The following is a 23,192-nucleotide window of genomic DNA, read 5'->3' as shown; positions in this document are numbered from 1 at the left end:
GCGAAAGGTGACCTTATGAGGCCTTGAAACCCTACATAAGGGTATCTTTATGGGCGAAAGGTGACCTTATGTGACCTCGATGCCGTGCATAAGGGTATCTTTATAGGAGAATGATGCCCTTATGAGACCTCGATACTGTGCATAAGGGTATCTTTTTACGCGAAAGATGACCTTATGTGACCTTGATACCGTGCATAAGGGTATCTTTATAGATGAAAGATGCCCTTATGAAGCCTTGAAACCACGCATAAGGGTATCTTTTTAAGAGAATGATGCCCTTATGTAGCCTTGAAACCGTGCATAAGGGTATCTTTTTAGACGAAAGATGTCCTTATGAAGCCTCGATGCTGTGCCTAGGGGTATCGAAAGGTGCTCTTATGAGACCACAAATCCCCGGAACCATCCCCTAGTCCCATAATTAATCGAAAAAAAAACCAGCAGAGCTCCCCCGCTGGTTTAACTATCACTTTGTCTTATAAAACCTGTCCCTTACTCTTTTTAACCGTGCATGATACTTCAAAATATCAAGCCTTGCTTTTTCAGCTTCTGGTGCGATCGGGCGCAGTTTTTCAACTTCCCAGTAGTCTACAATGACATCAAGGACCTGATCGAAATACTCCAGCGGGCCGTAATTGGCTTCCTTGGCAATGATGGACATCCGGTCTTCAAAGTCAGGCATGACGGCACCCGGCATTTTGAAATTCATGATCACATGCCCAAGGTAGTAGCAGTAATTCGGCTCCAATTGCAGATGATATTTTATGACATCCCGGTAAAAAGCATAATGCAAGGTCTCGTCCTTTGCCAGGCGCCGCAGCAGGCTGGACAAATCACGATCGTGTGGACCCGCTACTTTTGCCACATTGTTATAAAAGACCATGGTGGCAAGCTCCTGCAGTGAGGTATAAACCATCGTCTCAAATGGTGTATGGAAGTCAGGGTTCCAGCCATTTTCAACGGTTTGCTTATGTAGCTGATGAAGCCGGTCTGGATTGACATTCCGCGTAATTAATAGATACGTTTCCAGCAAGTTTGAATGCTGATCCTCTTCTGCTGTCCAGGTATGAACGAAATCCTTGATGACCGTTAATGACCCTTTGAAGGTCTGATCAAGATACGAAGTAAACCACGGGAGATTCACTTCCGTTAAGAGAGCTGTTTCAACAGCGGTGACGACGGATCCAGGCAGGGTCACCTGGCTTTCGTCCCATGGAACACGCCTGAAATCCTGCGCCTTATCCCATGGCAGGAATTCATGATAGCCCCAGTCTATTTTCTCAGCCCTCTTCTTATGTTCTTCATATAACTCTCTGACCTTTGGTTCAAGTCTGAAATCTAAATGGTTAGTTAGCAAAGTACACCCTCCATGACGAATAAAGTTTGTTTAATAAAACCGAAATCCAATCCTGAAAACCTTTTACAACTAACTTATAGGACCTGTTACTAAAATTACTATATCACATTAACACTATAGAAAACTAAAATATGATTCCCATCTATATTATTTTGAGTCTTTTAACCTCTTTTGCTAAATGAGATTTAGGATGGTGGACACAGGGACCGTTCACCTCCCCCTATGCCTCACACGCTTCCCAAGCAGCTTAATTAGCTGGTAAACTAAACATAAACCTTTTTACGGACGGAAGGAGCAACACTTTGAAAAAGCATGGGATTATATCACTGGGCGAAGTAATCGTTGATTTGATTGCAACCGATTCCTCCAATACCACATTTCAGCGATTATTAGGGGGAGCCACTGTCAATGTCGCAGTCGGGGTTAGCAGACATGGCATTCCATCGTATTATTTATGCAAATTGGGAAGGGATGAAAGCAGTAAATTTGTTGATGGCGAATTAAAGAAGGAAGGGGTTGATCTTTCTTTTTGTTCTTATAATATGAATAAACAAATCTGCTCAGTTTACATCCATTTAAATGAGCTGGGAGAACGGTATTTCCATTCGTATGTAAACGAAACTCCTGATGAGTGGATCACTGCGGAGGAACTTGATCGTGGCCCGTTCCTGAAAAGCAAGCTGTTTTACTTTGGATCTGGCACTCTTTTTCACCCAATTGCCAGAAAAACAACTAAACAAGCTATCCACAATGCCAGAGAAGAGAATATGCAAATTGCATTCGATACCAATATCCGGTTGAAACGATGGAAAAGTGAGCACCAGTGCAGAGAAACGATTCTCTCCTTTGTGCAGAAGGCCGATATCGTAAAAATGACGGAAGAAGAAATGCAGTTTTTAACAGAAACAGAAACTCTAGAATCCGCGTTAGATCAGATTGCAAAACTGGAGATCCCTTTCCTATTTGTCACGAAAGGAAAGGACGGAGCATATGCCATTCATGAAAATAGGATTGTGCATGTCCCTGGAATTCCGGTAAAAGCGATTGACACAACAGGTGCCGGAGACGCGTTCATGGCTGCCATTCTATCCCGCTTCCATGACAACGGGATCCCTCACAACGAAGCTGAATTAAGGGAGTATACTGAGTTTGCCAATAAAGCCGGAGCACTGTCTGCCACTAAATTGGGATCTTTATAAAGAGCAAAAGGGACCATTCTCCTGTCTCCTCCCTCCCCAAAAACCGCAAATTCGGAAAAGAAATCGTCTTCCTAGATGCCGAACCAAAGGGTATCTTTATCACCGAAAGATACCCTTATGTGACCCCGAACTCTTTCCAAAGGGTATCTTTATCACCCAAAGATAACCTTATGTGACCCCGAACTCTTTCCAAAGGGTATCTTTATCGGCGAAAGGTACCCTTATGTGACCTCGAACCCCACCCAAAGGGTATCTTTATCCACCAAAGGTACCCTTATGTAACCCCGAACCCCATCCAAAGGGTATCTTTATCACCGAAAGGTACCCTTATGTAACCCCAAACTCCACCCAAAGGGTATCTTTATCACTGAAAGATACCCTTATGTGACGCCGAACCCTATCCAAAGGGTATCTTTATCACCGAAAGATACCCTTATGTAGCCTGGAAGCCTCCCCAAAGGGTATCTTTATCCACCAAAGATACCCTTATGAGGACCCGAACTACTTCCAAAGGGTATCTTTATCGAAAAAACTGCCCCTAAAAATGCGGTTATAGCCTCCGTCCTCAAAAAAAGGCTCTCCTAGTCAAAAATGATCAAGGAGAGCCTTTATTTTTTCACTTAAGCGATTTTCACTTTCAGTAACCTTTCCATAGCCATATGCACGCTAGAGGTTACTGGGATGTCCGATACATTAACGCCTAGGTTAACCATTGTTTGCGCGATTTCTGGGCGTATACCTGAGAGGATCGTATTAACCCCTAAGAGCGACAACGCCCTTACTACTTTAAAGATCCGATCAGCAACCATCGTATCAATAATAGGAACACCAGAGAGGTCAATGATTAAATGTTCCAATGATAATTCACTGCTTTTCATTAGAGCTTTGTTCATTAATTCTTGAGCTCTTTGGGTATCTATATCCCCGATGATCGGTAGTACCCCAATTTGATTTGATATCTTAATGACTGGAATGGACAATTCTAACGCAGAGGCTTCAGCTACCATTATTCGAGTGTAGAACATTCGTGTGTAAGAGATGCTTAACCAATGAACAGCGCGGTCAACCACGGAATCAAAATCTGATAATAAATCGTAAAATTCCGCTATTGGCAGATTAAGCTCTACAGCTTCTTCCTTGATGATATGTCCTATTAGATTTCTATAATCTCTGACTTCATCAAGAGCGATTTCCAAAGGCAGGTTGTAGTTTACTAAAGTGTCAACTGCTTCCTGCCCCCATTCCTTTAATACTTGAAAAGAAGTTTCTAAATCACTCGTAACAGAAAGTGCATATATATTAATGATATTCTCACGCCACTCTTGTAGCTGAGAGTCAATTTTAAACGATGTTTGGTGGGAATCTAGCTGAGTTTTATGTTCAATGAGCCTTTGTTTTTCTAAAAGAATCTTATCCGATATACTCTGAAGATAATCAATTTCCGTTTGCTCGTTCACAGTTTCTCCCTCCCTAAAACGTCATGGTCTTTTTCAGCTTAACACATCAACTGAACAGAATGTCCACTTGGATTATTGTACCAATTCCCCGCCTTCATTCCATAAAAAAACAATGGTTACACTATGAATTATTCACCTGGAATTGGTGGGTTTTAGTCGCTTTATCGTCCTCCCACTGCTGGTCTGGATTTTAGTGGTTGACCGAAGGAGAATGTTGGAGCTCCTCTTAGTCTGGACATTAGCCATCATTCCAACTATTTACCTGGATTCTGCCGGTTATGACCTTCAATTTGGGCTGTACCCGGTTAAATTTATACCGATCATTCCAAATGCAACACCTTTCAACATTTTCATGGTCGGAATTACCTTTATGCTGTTATATCAATATCTCAGCAGTTGGAAAACTTACATTAAAGGCCTAATCATTATGGCGTCCACCTTTGCTTTTATCGGCGAACCACTCAGTCACTACCTAAACTTGGTGTATTACATAAAGTGGAAGTATCACTATTCGTTTATGTATTATATTGTGCTGGGTATTACCGTTAAAGCCATTGTGAACAAATGCAAAAATGCGTATTTAAGGTAAACACATAGTTTTCAGCCAGGAACTCCTGGCTGCATTTAATAGTGAAAATTAGTAAAGTGGCTAATGTCAATTCTAAAGACAAAGGGCCGGCTTTTCAGTCCGCATATTTTCCTGGAACCCTAGACCCTCCCCTTGTCCCCCAATTCACGCAAGGTCTGCCTTAAGCACTAGCTGCGATCTCCCCGAGTTTTCTATACTCACCGAGAAAGACCAAAAATGCACCGATCACCAGAATCGCCGTACCAAGAACAATGATACTTTGGGTAGCATAGCTCTCCATTCCGCACCTCCAAAAATCATTCGCCCAATATCGTATTCTCTTTTTATTCAATGGTGCAGGTCTGCTCATGCAACACAGGATTCACGCATTTACATGAGTCCTTCTAAATTGGACCCGATTTCCCTACTCCCTCCCTTTTCCCCGGAAGTATGACACGATGTCACATTGACATATGACACCATGTCATATACTATTTACTTATAATATGACACAGTGTCACATCACTTAAATGAGGTGATCATTTTGCCTAAGCAAACATTTTTTAATTTGCCAGAGCAGAAAATGAAAACGCTTCTTAAAGCAGCAGAAATCGAGTTCACAAGGGTTCCGTTTTTCGAAGCTTCAATCGCGAATATTGTAAAAACTGCGAGTATATCGAGGGGCAGCTTTTATCAATATTTCGAGGATAAGGACGATTTATATTTCTATTTATTAGAAGATAAATTGAAAATGGCCAAAATCTATTTCAGCGCCTTATTGGAAAAACATCAGGGGGATTTAATCGAAGCTCTGATTGAACTGCAAAATTACTTTTTACATGCATTATCTGATGAAGAAGAGAAGCAATTTTTAAAAAATGCCCTGCTCTACACCACACATAGAGTGGAAAGCTCTTTCACTAGCATCTGGGATACCTATCTGGAAAAAGAGGAATTCAAAAAGGTCGGGAAACTGATTGATCGAAATTTTTTGAATATCCATGCAGAAAAAGAGTTGCTGCAAATCTTCAAAATCGTCTCTGCATTGGCCTTTAACAACCTGATTGAAAAAACAGTAAAGGGCTTATCGGATGAAGAGGCTATCGAATCGTTCAAACTTAGTATGAATTTGCTAAAACACGGAATCTACAATTCGGAGGTGCAGGATAAATGACTGTAACAATCTATGGATTAGGATGCAGGTCCACAAAGAAAGCAAGAAAATGGATGATAAACAACGAAGTCCCTTTCGTCGAAAGGAATATGATGGAGGAGCCTTTAACCGTTCATGAACTTCAGGAGCTGCTGCGCATGACAACGGATGGTACCGATGACATTATCTCTAAAAGATCCCTTCCCTACAGGACCCTAAATATCGATTTTGACAAACTTTCTTTAATTGAGTTACTGGAAATCGTCCATCAACATCCGCGTTTGTTGAAAAGCCCGCTAATCGTGGATAACAAGAAGCTTCAAGTTGGTTATAACGAGGAAGAAATCCGCCAGTTCCTTCCGAGGAAGGTTCGCAAGTTTCAGTGGCTGCAATGGAAAATGGAACACTTATACCCTCTGGAAGGGTAAGCTTCCAGAAATGAATTTTAACTTCAAGGAGCAGCGTACAGATGGAAGAATTCACTCAGCAGTATACAATCAATCCTAAAAAAATGAGAAACGAACTTAAGAGGTTTTCTTTGATCTATAAATTCGCACTGGATGAAATGAATACCAAGATCAATATTTTAAAAGAAGAATTCATCCATATCCATGACTACAATCCCATCGAACATTGCAATTCCAGGATTAAGTCACCCGAGAGCATCATGAAAAAACTGCACAGGAAGAACCTTGATTTTTCCATTGGCTCAATCAGGGAAAATATTAAAGACATTGCCGGGATCCGGATCATTTGTCCCTTCATTACGGATGTTTATAAAATCAGCCAGATGATTGAGAACCAACAGGATATCGAGCTGGTTGAACGAAAGGATTATATCAAAAATCCAAAACCAAACGGTTATCAAAGCCTGCATCTTATCATTAAAATCCCGGTTTTCATGTCTGACCGAGTCGAAATGGTCTTTGTTGAATTGCAGATCCGCACGATTGCCATGGATTTCTGGGCCAGTCTGGAACATAAAATCTACTATAAGTACGATAAGGAAGTACCGGAAAGAATTAAAAAAGACCTGAAAGACGCAGCCCTTTCCGCTGCTGAGCTGGATTTGAAAATGGAGAATATCAATAATGAAGTGGCCAATTTAAAAGGGCAAGAAAATGCAAATGAAGACCTCCTTATTTTTCCGGAGACTTTGAATTTAGAAAAGACCCATTTTCGGTCTCTCCTTAATGGGTTTCTTGTGGGTGTACCCAAAGACTTAAAAAATTAGGCAGTCTCATCTCTCACGAAGCACTTTGCTTCTTTTTACCGTGGTCACACGGTCTGCTATCCCCTCCCTAAAACACAGAAGCATAAGATTCATCCCTTTGCTTTAACCACAAAAAAGCCAATATAAAAGGTATCTCAACCTTTTATATTGGCTTTTCCCATTGATCAAATTAAGTTGAATTCTTATTAATATGTTAATTATTCAATCAATATGTTTGTTACATACAACACAGGAATAATCAATGCTGGTTTGGAAGATCGTGAAGTGGCTCAATATCGTGAGACTTAATTGTTACTTGCCCATTAATAGTTACAGCAGCCAATAGTCCCATTGCAAGAATCATGCTAACAATCTTTTTCATAGAATTTCACTCCTTGATAATTTCTAATACCATCATATATCATTGGTAAAGTTTCCGAATTTCCAGTTTCATAGGGAATAATATCGAATATTAACGAAAAAACGTCAAATTTTGTAACTTTATTGGTAAAATATAATCATAGTTATAACATAGGAGGAGTAGTTTGTGAACAGAGCAGATATAATCGGAAAACAAATTAAATACCTTCGAAATCAAGTTCAGATAACCCAAAGCCAGTTGGCTGAGGGAATCGGTACCCAAGCCCAAATAAGTAAAATTGAGAGCGGTGAAGTCATTCCTTTGTGCACGACCTTATATGAAATCGCTCATAAGTTAGGTGTAGATGTTAACTACTTTTTTAATCAAGCCTATTACCCAAGGTTTGATTATGTAAAAGAAATAATATTTCAAATCAGGAAAGCAATCAGAGAACGCAATTATGAAGAAGTTGAGCATATTATCAAAGCTGAGGAAGGACACATAGCTTTTAAGATCCCAATTAACCATCAATTCATGCTCTGGCATAAGGGAGTAGTAGAGTACTATATAAGAAAGGATGTTAATAAATCTTTAGACCTTTTAGAAACAGCCTTTATGGTGGGAAAAGGTAAGAATAACAGTCTTCCTGTTTCCATCCAGGACATTGAGATCCTAAACAGTCAAGCCATTATCTATAATGAAATTTCCGATTTCACTCATTCTGTGGAAATTTATAAGAACGCCCTGAATTATTTAAAAAACATGCCGGAAATACCGGATAAAAGAGTAGTCATCCGTCTTTATTATGGAATCGCTAAATCCCTTTTTAAATCAAACTTGTTCAAAGAATCCATATTATATTGTAATAAAGGGATTAAACTCTGCTTGAATGAAGAGCTCCTTTACTTATTAGGAGAACTGCATTATGAAGCAGGACAGAACCATCAGGCTTTAAATAACCACATCAAAGCCTTGGATCATTATTCCCGGGCCAAAGAAACATTTCATATTTCCAAAAACAAAGATTTTTTTGATGCTACGGAAAGAAAGCTTTCGCAGCTCCCAAAACAAAACTATTAATGGCTCCATTATGATTCTATTATTTTCAATACATAATAAGAGACAGCAAAACGAATTGCTGTCTCTCTAAATATATTCGAAGTGCCTAATAGCCCTCCACAGTACCTGAGTATCTTGTTGATTTCGCTCTGTATAGAGGTGGCTTATCATACCCTGTCGGCACCGAAACTTCTGTTACTACAATTCTCCAGTCACCACTTCCTGCACTGCTGTTTAAGGTTACCTGAGAAGTAGAGGTTACTGTTTTACTTACCTTAGTTGACCACCACAACCCATTATCTCTTTGTAATTTTACTACTACGCCCTGTTTACCTGCAGTTTGAATGAACTCATCAACCTTAAATTTTACACTTACACCCTCTTTCATGGAGTAAAAGTGATGGTAATTGGAAGGTACGGAAGTCGTACTTGGTGTTGTAGTCCCTCCGAAATTTGTAATAAAAACATTAGCAGATGCTGGAGTTACAACTGCAAAGATTACTAAAATTGCTAAAAGCAAAGAAGATAGTTTAATATAAACTTTTTTTACCATTTATGCCAGCTCCTTACTGTAAATTAAGAGGTAATTTTAGCAGTTGTAATTCTGTACTCTCGATTAGGAGCATTAACTTCAACTACTAATGTCGTGTAATAGCTAATAGGGGTGTATTTAAGAGCCGTGAATTTGCCATTACTGGTAACTCTCGCCACTTTGGCTGATGATCCATTGATAAGACCATCTAATCCTTCCACTTTAGTAGACTCGGACCTGGAATACATAATACCGGTTGTTTCTGCACGGGCGGTAACCGCTGTTAAATAACTACCATTCCAGGAAAAGGTCCCACCGACAGCGTGAGAAAAATTCCATCCGTTGGTATTTGCAACATAAGCTTGATACTCTTTTGAGCCAACCGCTGCTATTGCGATTGAGGAATAATGTAATTGACCTTCTTCCAAACTAGAAGGAGCACTATTTTTTTCCTTAAATCCCACTTTTAAGTTTTTTCCTTTTAATTCGAAATTTTTTTCACCATTAGCCAGTTTTACGTTTGCTTTTTCTACCAGTTCGTTAAGCTCTAAGTTCAGAGCATCAATCTCTTTGGCCGTTGGATAATGGCCTTTCTCAGCCGCGCTTGCTCCATTGGCAGAAATGAATAATATAAATCCAAATGCCAAGAGAAACAGAATCTTCTTCACTAGTATTCCTCCCTTTTCTTTTCAAAGGTATACCTTTATTAAGTTTTGAGCTCATTACCATTATCTAGGTTATTCTATTAATTTGTCACCGTAATTCCATCGAGGAAACCCGCCATATTTTGAAGTGGAAATATCTACTTTATGATGAATTCACAATATAAATATAGTTATATTTATATTGCCTATTTGGTGAAAAACGATTTTTTTTGGTCTGAATTTAAGATACAGAGGACAATTGTCTGAATTTACGGATTTCACGAAAATCAATTACTCCTATAAAATTAACATTAGAGAAGGGACTTAAAACTTTGATTAAGGGGGTGTGAAGAATGACGAGGGTATTGATCATTAATGAAAACGAACTCTTCGGATTAGGAATAAAACAGCTATTGGAAAAAGAATCAGACTTTAAAGTTACCTTTTTACATCCATTATCCAAGGACTGTAAAAACACAAACATCATTTCCGCTTATGATGTTTACCTATTAGAATCCACTCCCATTAGCTTTAAACTGGCAAAGCAAATTTTCGAAATGAATGTAAAAGCTCGAATCGTAATGTTTTATGATCGATATATCTCTCACCTTAAGCAACTTGTTAGCGCAGGCATAAGTGGATTCATAAAAACAACAACATCCATTACTGAACTCATATTAACATTGCGTCTTGTTAATCATGGACATGCTTCATTTCCATTGCCATTACTGAATCAGTTAATTACAGCCAAACAAGATTCCAGCTCCGATAGCATGATTCAGGATAACGTCTTATCAAAAAAAGAATTGGAAATACTACATTGTATTGCAGCTGGTAAAAACAATCGGAAAATCTCCGAAGAATTATTTTTAAGTGTCCGCTCTGTTGAATACCATTTAACAAAAATATTTAGAAAGTTGGATGTTGAATCTCGTTTAGAAGCTCTCTCTAAAGCTATAAGTCTTAATATAATACAAATTAATAACTAAAACCCAGCTAACGAAACGAATATATTAGGAGGAATCACCAATGGAATTATATATGATTATATTTGTATTTTTTGTATGCTTTATCATCAGTGCAGTTTTAAATATCCTCTTCAAAATGACCCAGAGAGTTAATTGGATCATGTCCTTGCTATTAAGTTTATTTCTGTCGATCGTCTTTGTTGCAGTACTAGGCGTCAAGTAGTTGTTAAGGTGAAATGTTCAATAATTAAAAACCTCGCTATGCTTACATAATTCAAGCATGGCGAGGCTTTATAAACTTGTTAACAGTTCTTAGCTTATTTCTTCCGTGAGGACGCCCCCTCTTCTATCCCCTCCTAAAAAACAGAAGCATATGATTCATCCCTTTGTTTTAAGATATAAGTGAATTGGCTCATCTATTTAAATCATTCTTTTTCCAGGATTAATCGTTTGACTTCATCTTTATTTCGTACTATATTAGTTGACGTATCAATAATTGAGCTATCAATTAATAAAGGCGGTGGTTGCATATGGAGAACGGCAGCATGGACAATGAACTCATCATCCAAAGGTTGTCCGAGATTAACAAAAGGGCGATGGCGAAGTTTGAGCGCTGTGCTGGCATTAGCCCATCTCGGCTTGAGATTCTGCGTGAAATTTATGAATCAGAGGAAATCACTCAGAGAGCACTTCAGAAAAAGGTCAATATTGATCATGCGGCGGTCACCAGACATCTGAAGCAGCTTGAAGAAAATGGGATGGTCGTCCGCAGGAAAAACCCTGAAGATCAACGTTTTACTTATGTCCAGCTATCTGAAGAGGGAAAACGGAAAGTGAGCGCCTACTGCGAAGAAAAACAGCGGTTCATTTCCAGCTTCCTCAAAGGTTTTACAGACGAGGAAACTGAAGCTCTTCTCCAAATGCTTACACGCCTCCAAAAGAATATAGAAGAGATTTAACCTTACACCAAGACAAACATAAGGAGAGTGCAACATGACCACACTTAAGCAGAACGACTTCAAAGAAATTATCACAGGACGCCGCTCCATCAGGAACTATGATCCTGAGGTGAAAATCAGCAAAGAAGAAATGGCGCAAATCCTTGAGGAAGCGACTCTTGCTCCATCCTCCGTGAACCTGCAGCCATGGCGTTTTGTCGTGATTGATTCGAAGGAAGGAAAAGAAACCCTAGCACCGTTAGCTAAATTCAATCAGAGACAAGTCGCATCCTCAGCAGCTATGATCGCAGTGTTTGTCGACATGAAGAGTGAAGAGTACCTGGAAACAATTTATAATACTGCAGTGGAAAAAGGGTTCATGCCTGCTGAAGTCAGAGACCAACAGGTTCCTGCAATCGCAGGACTCGTAGAAACTATGACAACCGAGCAAAAGAAAGAAATGTTCCTTATCGATGCTGGACTCGTTTCCATGCAGCTGATGCTCGCCGCTCGCGCGCATGGCTATGATACAAACCCAATCGGCGGATACGAAAAAGGCCAAATCGCAGAAGCATTTGATCTGGACAAGGATCGTTTTTACCCTGTCATGCTCGTTTCAATCGGGAAAGCCGCCGACCAAGGCTACCAATCAGTTCGCTTGCCTGTAGATGTCATCGCACAGTGGAAATAATATAAAAAAGGAGAAATGACTTATGATTATCATTCATGCCGGTTTTCAAGTAAAAACAGACGTAGAACAGGAATTTTTAAAAGAAATAAAGCCATTAATCGAAGCATCAAGAGCCGAAAAAGGCAATGTCTCCTATGACCTTTTAAAAGACACCGAAAAAGCCGGAGCCTACACAATGGTTGAATTATGGAAAGACATGGAGGCCGTTCAGACCCATAACCAGGCAGACCATTTCACCGCCTTCATGGCCAAAGCACCACAATTCATGGCCGCACCAACAGAAGTAAAGCTATTTAATGCCGAGCCGATTTCAAAATAGAAAAAAGCAAAGCAAATAACAAAGCGTTTCATATATGAATTAGCAAACCAAATCGCATATTATTTAGCAATAAAGAAGGAGCTAGATCCGAAAAATCCTAGCTCCTTACTTTTGTATTCTTTTTAAAGTATAGCACCCGTTTGTTGAAGAAAACAAAAGGAATAATCACTTTTGCAGTTGGTTTAAAATCTGTTTCAATACATCATTTTGCGACATATCATTAGTAAATAGTGTTTCTCCCTGCACTCCAAGGTAATCGTTTGAATTCCACCAGGCACGCAAAGAGCTTTCTCCAAATTCCATCTTTTGGGCACGAGTGTTATGACGTATGACTGTTTCCTCAAAGGATAAATCAAAATAATAAGTATATGCCTCTTGGTTATAGAATTGGATTAAGTCTTTCAGCATTTCACCATAACGGCTTTTATTTAAGATTCCCTCCACAATAACAACTCCACACTTACCTCTACCATATTCTGCAATTTGGCGAATCAAACCAATAGAAGGATTTCCATCTCTATCGTTAACCTTCAACATATCACGACGAACGACATCCTGTGAAACCAAAAGCGTTCCGTGACCTAAATGATTTTGAAGGCTTTTTGCAGTCGTAGTTTTTCCACTTCCCGAATTGCCTCGTAAGATAATTAGCTTAGATTCCATAATCTCTCCCTATCTATTGTCCCTTTTTTAAAATCTTACTTTTAATACTTCAATCTAATAATCAATTTTTGCTTATTGAACATAACTGCTTCTTTACTTCGATAAGAAGTTCAACAAAAAAGAGCTTTAATCCTTCCTGGATCAAAGCACTCGTAAGTTGAACTACAGAATAGAATCTCACTAAGATATAGCCAGAATGGAAAGATATATACATAGAACTGATGAAGATAATAAGATGACAGAAGTTAAACGGTTACTCCTAAATTTAATTCCATATGCACAAAAAAAGATAGCGGCGGCCAATTTGGAGAAACTTTGATAATAAGCATTATTTGCAAAAGATGCACTGCTAAAAATTATTGAAATAAGCAAAGTTATAGAGATTAGGATTTTAAACCATAAAGGCTCTTTTAGGAATTGTTTAATCATAAATTTAACCCGCAGCATGCTTATAACTCCTCTTGAAGGAACTTTTGATATTAGTTAAGATATGGTGAATTTCACAAAATAGAACTTCCCTTGATGTAAGGTCGAACATTGAAAGGAGTTTAACAGAAATGTTCCTCCACTAAACTGCGTCGTTTGTTTAATAAGGAATTCAACAAGAAAGGTGCTTAATCCTTCCTGGATCAACGCACCCTATGTTTAATATGAAAATTTATTTTTCTCCATCTGTTCAATATCGCATCCAGTAGCAATCTGTTACTCAGACCCTAAGTTAAGTGAAATAGGTACATTCAGTATACTCACATCCAAAAAGGAATCACTTACAATTTAACTTCAATATTCTTAAACATAATGTATGATTGTTTGTTAATAAACAAATATATCTATAAAATGTTTATTTATATTTGACTTCATTTAAACTTTAATATAAAATGTTTACAAATACGCAAACGAAATTATCATACGTTTGTTTTTCCTCAGAAAATGATAGGAAGTGTTTATAACAATGGAAATATCAAATGTTTTTTGGAGTGCCTCTTTGGAAGAATTGAAAAGTGGATATATTCAAGACAGTGATTTTATTACTTGTCTTTTATGTGGAGAGAGAGTAGAAAAAGGGATTGTTTATCCTTACGAAAATCGACTTTACGAAGCCGAAAGGTATATGCGTATTCATATTGAGAGTACCCACCTTTCCGTATTTGATTATTTACTTGCCATGGACAAGAAGCTCACGGGCCTTACTGAACATCAAAAGAAACTATTATCTCTTTTTTATCAGGGGAAAAATGATAAAGAAATTCAAAAAGAACTTGGCATTGGAAGCGCCTCTACTATTCGTCATCATCGTTTTGCATTAAAAGAAAAGGAACGTCAGGCAAAGACTTTTTTAGCAATTATGGAATTACTGAAAGAAAAAGATGAACATGCACCAGCTTTCGTACCCGTGCATAAAACAGCCACAATGGTAGATGAAAGATACAACATTACTCAAGAGGAACAGGAGCTATTGATTCATAAATACTTCTCTCAAGGAGTATTGACTAAGTTTCCCAATAAAGAAAAACAAAGACTCGTTGTCCTGAGGGAAATTTCGAAACATTTAAAAACGGATTACCATTATGATGAAAAAGAATTAAATCAGATTTTAAAAGAGTTATATGAGGATTATGTTTTAGTCAGAAGATATTTAGTGGATTACGGATTTTTACAACGGACATCTGACGGGAGCAGTTATTGGTTAAAAAAATAAATGGATAACAGTAGGTGAAAAAACATGGATCGCAAAAAAGAGTTGAAACAACAATATAAGGAAACATCTGTTGAAGCAGGCGTTTATCAGATTAAAAATACGATTAACAATAAAATACTGGTTGGAAGCACCAAAAACTTTAAAACTCTAAACGGAATAAAGTTCATGCTCGAAACGAATGGATATACAACTAACAAAGAACTGCAAAAGGAATGGAACCAGTACGGAAAAGCCGCTTTTATGATTGACATACTAGAAAAAATGGAAAAGAAGGATGACCCATATTTTAACGAAAAAGAGGCACTACTCGCTCTTGAAGAAAAATGGCTAGAAAAGTTACAACCATTTGGAGAACGTGGTTATAACTAAAAATAGTCTAAAGAAGGAGACAGAACTGTGGAACAGAGAAGACATTCAGTAACACCTCAAGATAGAATGAATTATATATTAGGTCTTTATTCTGCAGATCAACAAATTAATGCGGTTCTTTACTTTCCTTTGAACAATCAGTAAGGATTACGCAACAATTGCAGCCAGTTTTGAACAGCTATTTAGTCGATTCCTTAATCTAAGGTATCGACCTTTTGTATTTAAAGCAAGTTAAGCGTGACTGTATAAGTCTTTGTTTCACAAACCTGCTCTTTTACACAACAGGAGCTGCCGCATCGACAACTCCTTGTTCCACAAACGCATCCCGGTTGTTTAACAATTAAGTATTACTTACTTTCATTAATAGTGGAGATATTAATAGAAAACTCCTCAAAACTCAATTGCCCTAAAGCAAACTTTGTACTTTGGACAAATATACGTTCATTTTTAGTTAGTTCACGTTTTGCTGCCTTTTCAATCCACTCATGCTCTAAATCTAAAACATCTAAAACATGCCTTTGTTTTGAAAAAGCTTCATAGTATCTTAATCCAAATTTTCTCTGGGACATAGCATCAATATGTATGCCATCTGGATTTGCAGTTAAGCCTTTTGATGTTGCAAAATAGGTATCTTTTTCGGTGTGAGCAACTTTAGATAAAATCTTGTTTATATGTTTATATTCTACAGCGCTTTTTCCAAATCCAACCTCACCAAGGTAATGTCCCAACTCACCGATAATAATCGGGATATCTGGTGCATTCAATTCTATTCTCAAGTGTTTCAATAATGAAAGTAATTTATCTTCATACATCTTATAACGTTCTCCGTAACTGTCACTTTCACCTTGATGCCACAGAATTCCTATTAGTTCACTTGATTCCATCGCAAATTTCGCTTCAGAAATCGCATGTCTTGTTAAAAGTCCATCAATTGCCCAATCATCAATAGAGCTCCCTCCCTCGGCACATGGTATGACCCCAATGGACTCACCCGGATGATCCTCTGTCCAAGCATGAGCAAAAGATGCTGCAGGTCCAACACCAGATATGTGACGATCAAAATTAAGCGGCTCCGCCATCATTTGCCATCTACCGTTTCGCAACATATATATGTGCTCATTATAAATCGGAGATACCTCCTCAATAAATCCTCTGCCTGCCATATTTGATTGTCCAATTAATAATATAGATTTCATAAAAAAACCTTCTTTCTTTTTTTACTAAAGGGCAATTAGACTGGATAAAACCAAAATTATACTTTTTTTTACTTTAATTTTATCCTTATTAGCATGCCTTTTGTGTTGTTTTTTCACGTTTTGCACTCCTAAAGAGAACCCATTATCCAGCAAAGGGGAGTTCTCTTGCTTTTACCTCAGGCGTCCCAATGCTTTAGTTGCTCAGTTCGACTAAGGCTGCAGAACCGTCCCTATATCCATTAAAAAGAGGATAGACAAATGTCTATCCCCCATTTAAAAATCCGAGGCGGGAACCGTCTTACGCCTTACGGATTTTCACTTTATCTTCATTGTCTTTGCGGATCTTTTCCACAATCTTGGTGACTTTTTCATCTTTCTTTTGTGCAAGAACTTGCTGCTCAAGCTGTGGTTTGATTTTATCCAGTTCTTCCGGCTTTTGCTTTTGGCCTTCAGCTTGTTGCTTGTATTGATCATACAATGCCTGGATTTCTTCATCGGATGCTTCTACCTTACCGATCTTGCTGTCCAGATATTGTGTGACGGTCATTTGCTTTTTCAGCTGGGCCTTCAGTTCTTTCTCGGTCAATTTGTTCTTTTTCAATGCTTCTTCATACTGTTTTTCATCTTCGAAATTGGTTTTGATTTTTTCCAACTCTGCATCAATTTCTTTTTGTTCAATGGAGATGCCGTCTTTCTCAGCTGTCTGGAGAAGCAGCTCCGCATTGATCATTTGGTCCAGAACAGACTTTTCAAGCTGTTCCTTCATCTTTTTATCCATCTGGTCCGCCGGCATGCCCTGCTGTTCGTAAGTTGCTTTCATGGCATCCAGTTCTTTGTTATATTCTTTTTTTGAAATATCTTTTCCATCAACTGTTGCAACCACATCTTCTTTATTTTCTTTCTCAGCATTCCCTTTTGAGCTATCTTTGCTGCATGCGCCAAGAACAAGGACGGCGATGCTCAACAAAAGAACGCCAGTAAAAATTCGCTTCATCATAAACAAACTCCCCTTTCACCCAACATGTCCGTCATACTATCATATTTCTCAAATGAATAGGAGGTTTTAAGGGAAATGTTATCATATTGTAATATAGTTAATGATAAAAAAGACCCATAAATTATTCATCCAAGCTATCCCATTATAACATAATCAATCATTCACCATTCAAAGGCAATAAAGGATATTCCCACTGATGCGTACACTCTTCCAGCATATAATAGCCTCGCTCTTCATTCGGCACAATGCGGGTGCACTGCTGTCTTGGAATGGGCCCCGTTTCGCCTTCGCTTGTTACATCAATCCAACTCTCACCGGTTGCTTCGTCATAACGCGACGTCAGCCGGGTTCCATTGACGACAATGGTATGGCCATTCTCTTTCATCTCGGCTTTCTTCATGAAAGACTCGATATCACCAGTGATATCAGCTACACTATGCCCCGGCTTGGACTGTCCAAGATGAACTTCCTTCATTCCCTTCCAGGCAGGAAAACGGATCGTGCTTTCCGTCACCCATTCAGCCCTGTCCATACCAAGAATTCCTTCCGCATCCAAACCTGGATGTTCCGTTCCCTGTACAACCAAGGTGATCGATTGGTCATCAAGCCGTTTGCCAATCAAGCCAAACATCGTCTTGTAAAAATGGTATTGGTACGTCGTTTCGCCTAGCGAAAAGAATAAGTTTTATTCCCTCCCCTGGAGGCTAAAAGTAGTTATGCACCTAATCAAAGTGGAATAGTATGAAAAAAACTAAACTGAAAGCTGGGATGAGGATGGGACGGTTTTTCTTGAATCTGATTGCCACGTTACTCGTGGTTGCGGTCAATGCGTTTGCGAATATCCTGCCGATCAACGGGCAGACCACCGGGGAAATATCAAATAGACTGGATGTATTGTTTACTCCGGCAGGATATGTTTTTGGCATCTGGGGATTGATTTATGTTTTATTGTTTATTTGGACAATCAGGCAGTTTCCTGCTTCACGAAGGAATTTGCCAGTCTACCAAAAGTCCACCCCGCTTTATGTGCTAAGCTCTGTCCTCAATATCGCCTGGATTCTTTTATGGCATTACGAGTTTTTCCTATTGACGGTGTTTGTGATGATTGGTTTGCTGCTGACTCTCATCAGGCTTTATCAGCTTATCAGAAATGAAGACCATTCTTTTTGGGACCTGCTCCCTTTTTCTGTCTACCTCGGCTGGATCAGCGTCGCCACTATCGCGAATATCAGCTACTACTTGAAATATATCGACTGGAACGGCTTTGGTCTATCCGATGTTGTCTGGACACTGATCATGCTTGTGATCGCAACACTTCTGGCGATTTATTTTCAATATAAAAATGAGGATCGCATCTATCCCCTGGTTTTTATCTGGGCGTTTATCGGAATCGGTGTTAAAAACGCTGCAGACCATCCGGTGATAAGCACCACTTCCTATGTATTATCTGCCATTATTCTAATGACGATTTTATTCGGACTGTTCAGGAAGCGTTGATACATTAAGGCACCAGCCTTCGTTGCCAGAAGCACATAAGTACCTGCTAGGGTGCTGATCGTAAAAATTCATCTATAAAATCCATGATGATGGCATAGCTGAAAAGACTAATAGGCACAAGATTGACAATCAATACAAAAATCCTTTTCAATAAACTCTCTTTGCTGAACATTGAAATGATGCTGAAAGGAATGCCAACCAAGGTAAGGATAAATGCCAATGCTCCTAGCTCTCTTGGTATAGAGGTGAAAATGGATAGAGGGATCACAATAATCACAGCTATAGCGATAAAGAATGCCATGTTCGTGAAAATTTTCAGCTCTTTCCTATCCAATTCATTCACCTCTCAGTTTATTTAACAAAATCTTAAACTATCATCTCATATAGAATGAAATTTTTTAAAATAAAACCTTCGATGTGTCAGACAAAGTATTCTTCAAAAATGGTAAAATAGTGCAAAGCCATAAGGGGGACTTTTTATGATCAAATATCCGTTTTTAGAAGAAGGGGCAACAATAGGCGTGACCGCACCCTCATCAGGTGTGCCAAAAGAATTGCACGGACTTGTGGAAGCTGCCTCTAACCGTTTGAAATCAAAGGGTTTTGATGTTGTTTGCGGCAATACAGTCTGGACTCAAAACAAAGTAAGATCTGCGCCAGCTAAACTTCGGGCCGAGGAGTTTAATAAAATGATGCAGGATGAAGACATTCACCTTATTATCCCTCCATGGGGCGGCGAACTCCTGGTTGAGATGCTTGAATATATTGACTTCGGAAAAATACAAAACAAGTGGATATTAGGCTATTCTGATATCAGTTTATTATTATTTGCTATTACTTTAAAAACAGGAATTGCTACTGCACACGGAACAAACTTAGTAGACTTAAGGGGAGACTACTCAGACGACACAACAGCGATGTGGCAGTCTGTTTTATCCACTAAAAAAGGCGAGTCAACCCAACAACATTCATCAGAAAAATACCAAAAAGAATGGCAGCATGACCAGCCTACTCCCTATGTTTTCAATTTAACCGAACAAACCTATTGGAAGACCATATCAAACACTGAAGTAAAGATTCAAGGACGTTTACTTGGTGGGTGTATTGATGTGATCAGGCATGTAATCGGAACACCATATGGAGATGTAGCTACCTTCAGGAAAAAGTATATTCAAGAGGAACCAGTCATTTGGTTTCTTGAAAATTGCGAGTTATCCACAACCGATTTACGCCGGTCTCTAATTCAGATGAAATTGGCTGGTTGGTTCGATCATTGCTCAGGGATTATGTTCGGCAGAAGCCCAGCTAACACGCCTGTCAATGAATATACAGCTGAAGATGTATATAAGGAAATTTCAGAAGAGCTGCAAATCCCAATCATCTACGACATCGATTGCGGCCACGTTCCACCTCAAATTACTTTTATAAACGGTGCATATGCAGAAATAGAAACAAAAGATGGAACAGGCACAGTAATCCAACATTTCCGATGAGATAATAAATCATACTAACCGATGCTCAGAGCTAATTGCTCCGGGCGTTTTTTAATGGATATTTTATGGAATTGGCGTGATCAAGTTACGATTCACTACTAATTCTAACTCACGTACCCCGTTTAGAAGGATAATCAAAGTTGGTATTGAATAGAGATAGAAAGAATAAGACTCGTCGGCAGTTTTATGGTTGTGAAAATAAAGGGGGAATTACATATGATCTCATTAAATGAAGTGAAGGAAGCACGGGAACGAATTAGCGACATCATTCATGTAACACCTATCCTAAAATCTGAGCAACTATCGAGGATATGCGGCAACCAGTTTTTTTTCAAATCAGAGCACTTGCAAAAGACTGGCTCATTCAAAATCCGCGGCGCCAGCAATAAAGTCAAACAAGCTGTCGAAAATGGTGCAAAGTATGTAACGGCAGCCTCCTCGGGTAATCATGGCCAGGCAGTGTCCTATGTGGCGAATAAATATGGAGTGCCCGCAACCATCGTCGTTCCGGAGGATATCAGCCAATGTAAAATGAACGCCATTCAAGCATATAATGGCAAGATTGAAATGTGCGGCACGACTTCTGCGGAGCGGCTACCAAGAGCCAAAGAAATCGCTGAGCAAGAAAATGGCGTATTCATTCCCCCGTATGATGACCCATATATCATAGCTGGTCAAGGAACGGTGGGATTGGAGATTCTTGATCAGATCCTGGATGTTGATGCGGTGATTGTCCCTGTCGGCGGTGGCGGCCTTCTATCGGGAATACTCACTGCCATAAAAGAGACCAACCCAAAGATCAAGGTAATCGGTGTAGAACCCGAGATTGCCAATGATACTTATCTGTCCCTTAAAAACAAGGAAATCACCTCGATCCCAGCCACCTCAACGATCGCTGATGGCCTGAGGAGCAGCCAGCCCGGGGACCTGACCTTCCCTGTCCTGATGAAATACCTCGATGACCTTGTCCTGGTCAGTGAAGAAGAAATCCGCCATGCCTTCAGCTTTGTTTTGGAACGAATGAAACAGCTGATCGAACCATCCAGCGCAACAACAGTCGCAGCTGCCATGCATAACAAATTGCCTTTTATGGATAAAAAAGTGGTGACCGTCATTTCCGGTGGGAACGTGGATTTGAGGAAGATATCTGGACTGATCAGTTAAAGAATGCAAAATGGGGACGGTTCTCCCGTCCCCAAAGTTACTTTTTAATCTTATTTCTCGCGTCCCCCGTACCACTGTGCCGCCGCTTCGACTTCCTCACGGGTCAACTGATGGCCTCTATTCTCCCAATGAAGTTCCACATCAGCACCAGCTTTCTCCAGCAGGGATTGCAGTTCTTCAGATTCACTCGGCGGGCAGATTGGATCATTCGTTCCTGCCGCAATGAATACCGGCGTTCCTGTCAGGTCAGGCAATTCAATGCCTTTTCTCGGTACCATTGGATGGTGGAGGATTGCTCCCTTCAAGGCATTTTGATAGTGGAACATCAGGCTTGCTGCGATATTCGCTCCGTTTGAATAACCGACTGCAACCACATTGTTACGGTCAAAGCCATATTTTTCAGCTGCTTCAGCAAGGAATTCATTCAATTCCTTTGTTCGGAAAATGAGATCCTCTTCGTCAAACACGCCTTCTGCCAGCCTTTTGAAAAATCTTGGCATTCCGTTTTCCAATACGTTTCCGCGGACACTTAAGACAGAGGCTTCATCATCGATCATTCCGGCCAGAGGCAGCAGGTCCAATTCATTGCCTCCTGTGCCGTGAAGCATTAATAATGTTGGTTTTGTTGATACCTTACCCTTGTTGAATATATGTTTCATTATTTATCTCCCTCCAAAACACGTGCCTCCACCTGTGGAAGCTTGTGCTCTAATTCTTCCCTTTTTGACTCGAGCCATGACGGCAGCATCAGTTTTTTTCCAAGTGCATCCGCTGGTTCATCCACCGCGAAGCCTGGTGCATCGGTCGCAATCTCAAAAAGAATGCCCCCGCCCTCGTGAAAATACAAGGCCTTAAAGTAGTTGCGGTCGAGAATCTCTGTTGGGTAAAATCCCTTCTCTTCCAGTTGCTCTCTCCACCTTTTATGGTCCTCTTCATCTCTTGCTCTCCAGGCGATATGATGGACAGTCCCTGCTCCCATCAATCCGCGCACTGAAGGAGTGAGCTTGATGTCAATCGTGTTGCCAACCTCTGATTTGAACCTGAGGAAGCTTTCCTCCTGGCCAACAGGCTCAAGACCAAGAATATCTTCAAGTACCTCTGCGGTTTTATGCGGCTGAGCTGAAATCAAGGTCGCTCCGCCAAACCCTTTGATTGCCACATCAGATGAAACGCCTCCATAGCTCCAGGGATTCATTGCCCCATCATGTCGTTCGACCAGTTCAATTTCAAGCCCGTCAGGATCCTGGAACTGCAAATAGGTTTCGCCATAACGGACATTCTGAATGAACCTGACTCCAAACCGCTTCAATCGATCCTTCCAAAAAGGCATGGATCCGGCGGGAATGACATAGCTGGTCACACCGACCTGTCCGGTGCCAATCCGCCCTTTCATCTGGTTTTCCCATGGGAAGAAGGTGATGACGGTTCCAGGATCCCCGGCTTCGTTGCCAAAATAAAGATGATACACTTCTGGCCGGTCAAAGTTAATCGTCTTTTTCACAAGCCTGAGCCCTAACACGCCTGCGTAAAAGTCAATATTCCGCTGCGCATCATTGACCATGGCGGTAATATGGTGGATACCTGTTGTCTTTTGCATTCCTTTTCACCCTTTCTCCCATCGGAAACTACTTGTGCCTTTCGATTTCAAAAATTCCTCC

The 23,192-nt window shown here is 39.8% G+C and carries 28 protein-coding genes and 1 pseudogene; 17 read left to right on the top strand and 12 right to left on the bottom strand.

Annotated features, from left to right (window positions below):
- Positions 1-463: 463 nt before the first annotated feature.
- Positions 464-1,354 (bottom strand): acyl-ACP desaturase, encoded by an 891-nt coding sequence (locus tag J7E38_RS15930; RefSeq protein WP_214706739.1) that lies wholly within the window; start codon positions 1,352-1,354, stop codon positions 464-466.
- 302 nt (positions 1,355-1,656) lie between these two features.
- On the opposite strand from J7E38_RS15930, the gene J7E38_RS15925 reads away from it, so the two are divergent.
- Positions 1,657-2,553 (top strand): carbohydrate kinase family protein, encoded by an 897-nt coding sequence (locus tag J7E38_RS15925; RefSeq protein WP_214706741.1) that lies wholly within the window; start codon positions 1,657-1,659, stop codon positions 2,551-2,553.
- A 620-nt stretch (positions 2,554-3,173) separates the two neighbouring features.
- Here the strand turns inward: J7E38_RS15925 and J7E38_RS24350 are convergent.
- Positions 3,174-4,010: an STAS domain-containing protein gene (locus J7E38_RS24350; protein ID WP_214706742.1), complete on the bottom strand. Its 837-nt coding sequence runs from the start codon at positions 4,008-4,010 to the stop codon at positions 3,174-3,176.
- 211 nt (positions 4,011-4,221) lie between these two features.
- Here J7E38_RS24350 and J7E38_RS24345 point away from each other — a divergent pair, with 211 nt between their 5' ends.
- The 4 genes from J7E38_RS24345 (at position 4,222) to J7E38_RS15905 (ending at position 6,965) form a co-directional block, all read left to right on the top strand.
- Complete coding sequence (locus tag J7E38_RS24345; RefSeq protein ID WP_214706743.1) at positions 4,222-4,599, top strand: CBO0543 family protein; 378 nt, start codon at positions 4,222-4,224, stop codon at positions 4,597-4,599.
- A 523-nt stretch (positions 4,600-5,122) separates the two neighbouring features.
- Positions 5,123-5,752, top strand: a complete 630-nt coding sequence (locus tag J7E38_RS15915) for a TetR/AcrR family transcriptional regulator (RefSeq protein ID WP_214706744.1) — start codon at positions 5,123-5,125, stop codon at positions 5,750-5,752.
- Positions 5,749-6,159 (top strand): transcriptional regulator Spx, encoded by a 411-nt coding sequence (spx, locus tag J7E38_RS15910; RefSeq protein WP_214706745.1) that lies wholly within the window; start codon positions 5,749-5,751, stop codon positions 6,157-6,159. The genes J7E38_RS15915 and spx overlap by 4 nt, the downstream gene beginning before the upstream one ends.
- Before the next feature lie 41 nt (positions 6,160-6,200).
- A complete protein-coding gene (locus J7E38_RS15905; RefSeq protein WP_214706746.1) occupies positions 6,201-6,965 on the top strand; it encodes a GTP pyrophosphokinase in 765 nt (254 codons plus the stop codon).
- Positions 6,966-7,203: 238 nt separating this feature from the next.
- Here J7E38_RS15905 and J7E38_RS24175 read toward each other — a convergent pair whose 3' ends face one another.
- The gene (locus J7E38_RS24175; RefSeq protein ID WP_285291748.1) at positions 7,204-7,326 is read right to left on the bottom strand and encodes a hypothetical protein; all 123 of its coding nucleotides are present in this window, start codon (positions 7,324-7,326) and stop codon (positions 7,204-7,206) included.
- A gap of 165 nt (positions 7,327-7,491) precedes the next feature.
- Between J7E38_RS24175 and J7E38_RS15900 the strand changes: the two genes are divergently transcribed.
- Complete coding sequence (locus J7E38_RS15900; protein WP_214706747.1) at positions 7,492-8,385, top strand: helix-turn-helix domain-containing protein; 894 nt, start codon at positions 7,492-7,494, stop codon at positions 8,383-8,385.
- 85 nt (positions 8,386-8,470) lie between these two features.
- On the opposite strand, the gene J7E38_RS15895 is transcribed toward J7E38_RS15900, so the two are convergent.
- Both J7E38_RS15895 and J7E38_RS15890 read right to left on the bottom strand, forming a co-directional pair.
- Complete coding sequence (locus J7E38_RS15895) at positions 8,471-8,917, bottom strand: hypothetical protein (protein WP_214706749.1); 447 nt, start codon at positions 8,915-8,917, stop codon at positions 8,471-8,473.
- A gap of 23 nt (positions 8,918-8,940) precedes the next feature.
- Entirely contained in the window at positions 8,941-9,564 is a 624-nt protein-coding gene (locus tag J7E38_RS15890; protein ID WP_214706751.1) for a hypothetical protein, read from the bottom strand.
- A gap of 329 nt (positions 9,565-9,893) precedes the next feature.
- Here J7E38_RS15890 and J7E38_RS15885 point away from each other — a divergent pair, with 329 nt between their 5' ends.
- From J7E38_RS15885 to J7E38_RS15865, 5 genes are all read left to right on the top strand, one after another.
- A complete protein-coding gene (locus J7E38_RS15885; RefSeq protein WP_214706753.1) occupies positions 9,894-10,529 on the top strand; it encodes a response regulator transcription factor in 636 nt (211 codons plus the stop codon).
- Between the two features lie 40 nt (positions 10,530-10,569).
- On the top strand, positions 10,570-10,731 hold the full coding sequence (locus J7E38_RS15880; protein WP_214706755.1) for a hypothetical protein: 162 nt from the start codon (positions 10,570-10,572) through the stop codon (positions 10,729-10,731).
- A gap of 307 nt (positions 10,732-11,038) precedes the next feature.
- Positions 11,039-11,467 (top strand): MarR family winged helix-turn-helix transcriptional regulator, encoded by a 429-nt coding sequence (locus tag J7E38_RS15875; protein WP_214706757.1) that lies wholly within the window; start codon positions 11,039-11,041, stop codon positions 11,465-11,467.
- Between the two features lie 34 nt (positions 11,468-11,501).
- Positions 11,502-12,137, top strand: a complete 636-nt coding sequence (locus tag J7E38_RS15870; protein ID WP_214706759.1) for a nitroreductase family protein — start codon at positions 11,502-11,504, stop codon at positions 12,135-12,137.
- A gap of 22 nt (positions 12,138-12,159) precedes the next feature.
- The gene (locus J7E38_RS15865) at positions 12,160-12,456 is read left to right on the top strand and encodes a putative quinol monooxygenase (protein ID WP_214706761.1); all 297 of its coding nucleotides are present in this window, start codon (positions 12,160-12,162) and stop codon (positions 12,454-12,456) included.
- A 165-nt stretch (positions 12,457-12,621) separates the two neighbouring features.
- On the opposite strand, the gene J7E38_RS15860 is transcribed toward J7E38_RS15865, so the two are convergent.
- Positions 12,622-13,119: a kinase gene (locus J7E38_RS15860; RefSeq protein ID WP_214706763.1), complete on the bottom strand. Its 498-nt coding sequence runs from the start codon at positions 13,117-13,119 to the stop codon at positions 12,622-12,624.
- Between the two features lie 952 nt (positions 13,120-14,071).
- Here J7E38_RS15860 and J7E38_RS15855 point away from each other — a divergent pair.
- The 3 genes and pseudogenes from J7E38_RS15855 to J7E38_RS24340 form a co-directional block, all read left to right on the top strand.
- The gene (locus J7E38_RS15855; protein WP_215038686.1) at positions 14,072-14,818 is read left to right on the top strand and encodes a DUF2087 domain-containing protein; all 747 of its coding nucleotides are present in this window, start codon (positions 14,072-14,074) and stop codon (positions 14,816-14,818) included.
- Between the two features lie 24 nt (positions 14,819-14,842).
- Complete coding sequence (locus J7E38_RS15850; protein WP_214706768.1) at positions 14,843-15,187, top strand: GIY-YIG nuclease family protein; 345 nt, start codon at positions 14,843-14,845, stop codon at positions 15,185-15,187.
- Between the two features lie 27 nt (positions 15,188-15,214).
- Positions 15,215-15,381: pseudogene (locus tag J7E38_RS24340) on the top strand (condensation domain-containing protein); the annotation flags it as partial.
- A gap of 153 nt (positions 15,382-15,534) precedes the next feature.
- Here J7E38_RS24340 and J7E38_RS15840 read toward each other — a convergent pair.
- The 3 genes from J7E38_RS15840 to J7E38_RS15830 all read right to left on the bottom strand — a co-directional run bounded on the left by J7E38_RS15840 (position 15,535) and on the right by J7E38_RS15830 (position 18,002).
- Positions 15,535-16,383 (bottom strand): sialate O-acetylesterase, encoded by an 849-nt coding sequence (locus J7E38_RS15840; RefSeq protein WP_214706770.1) that lies wholly within the window; start codon positions 16,381-16,383, stop codon positions 15,535-15,537.
- 298 nt (positions 16,384-16,681) lie between these two features.
- Positions 16,682-17,380, bottom strand: a complete 699-nt coding sequence (locus J7E38_RS15835; RefSeq protein WP_214706772.1) for a SurA N-terminal domain-containing protein — start codon at positions 17,378-17,380, stop codon at positions 16,682-16,684.
- A gap of 157 nt (positions 17,381-17,537) precedes the next feature.
- The gene (locus tag J7E38_RS15830) at positions 17,538-18,002 is read right to left on the bottom strand and encodes a hypothetical protein (protein WP_214706774.1); all 465 of its coding nucleotides are present in this window, start codon (positions 18,000-18,002) and stop codon (positions 17,538-17,540) included.
- Between the two features lie 152 nt (positions 18,003-18,154).
- On the opposite strand from J7E38_RS15830, the gene J7E38_RS15825 reads away from it, so the two are divergent.
- Positions 18,155-18,877 (top strand): TspO/MBR family protein, encoded by a 723-nt coding sequence (locus J7E38_RS15825; protein ID WP_215038715.1) that lies wholly within the window; start codon positions 18,155-18,157, stop codon positions 18,875-18,877.
- Positions 18,878-18,923: 46 nt separating this feature from the next.
- Here J7E38_RS15825 and J7E38_RS15820 read toward each other — a convergent pair whose 3' ends face one another.
- A complete protein-coding gene (locus J7E38_RS15820) occupies positions 18,924-19,211 on the bottom strand; it encodes a hypothetical protein (RefSeq protein ID WP_214706776.1) in 288 nt (95 codons plus the stop codon).
- A gap of 145 nt (positions 19,212-19,356) precedes the next feature.
- On the opposite strand from J7E38_RS15820, the gene J7E38_RS15815 reads away from it, so the two are divergent.
- Both J7E38_RS15815 and J7E38_RS15810 read left to right on the top strand, forming a co-directional pair.
- Entirely contained in the window at positions 19,357-20,370 is a 1,014-nt protein-coding gene (locus tag J7E38_RS15815) for a S66 family peptidase (protein WP_214706777.1), read from the top strand.
- 216 nt (positions 20,371-20,586) lie between these two features.
- Positions 20,587-21,534: a threonine ammonia-lyase gene (locus J7E38_RS15810; protein WP_214706778.1), complete on the top strand. Its 948-nt coding sequence runs from the start codon at positions 20,587-20,589 to the stop codon at positions 21,532-21,534.
- A gap of 50 nt (positions 21,535-21,584) precedes the next feature.
- Here the strand turns inward: J7E38_RS15810 and J7E38_RS15805 are convergent, their stop codons facing one another.
- Positions 21,585-22,193 (bottom strand): alpha/beta hydrolase, encoded by a 609-nt coding sequence (locus J7E38_RS15805; RefSeq protein ID WP_214706780.1) that lies wholly within the window; start codon positions 22,191-22,193, stop codon positions 21,585-21,587.
- Positions 22,193-23,131 carry a ring-cleaving dioxygenase gene (locus J7E38_RS15800; RefSeq protein ID WP_214706782.1) on the bottom strand — a complete coding sequence of 313 codons (939 nt, stop codon included), beginning with the start codon at positions 23,129-23,131 and terminating at the stop codon, positions 22,193-22,195. Before J7E38_RS15800 ends, J7E38_RS15805 begins: the two co-directional genes overlap by 1 nt.
- Positions 23,132-23,192 lie beyond the last annotated feature (61 nt).

Origin of the sequence: Bacillus sp. ISL-35 (assembly GCF_018613355.1) — a bacterium.
Taxonomy (GTDB): Bacteria; Bacillota; Bacilli; order Bacillales; family Cytobacillaceae; genus Mesobacillus.
The sequence above is the reverse complement of the archived record's forward strand: the minus strand, read 5'-3'. Positions and strand labels throughout refer to the sequence as shown.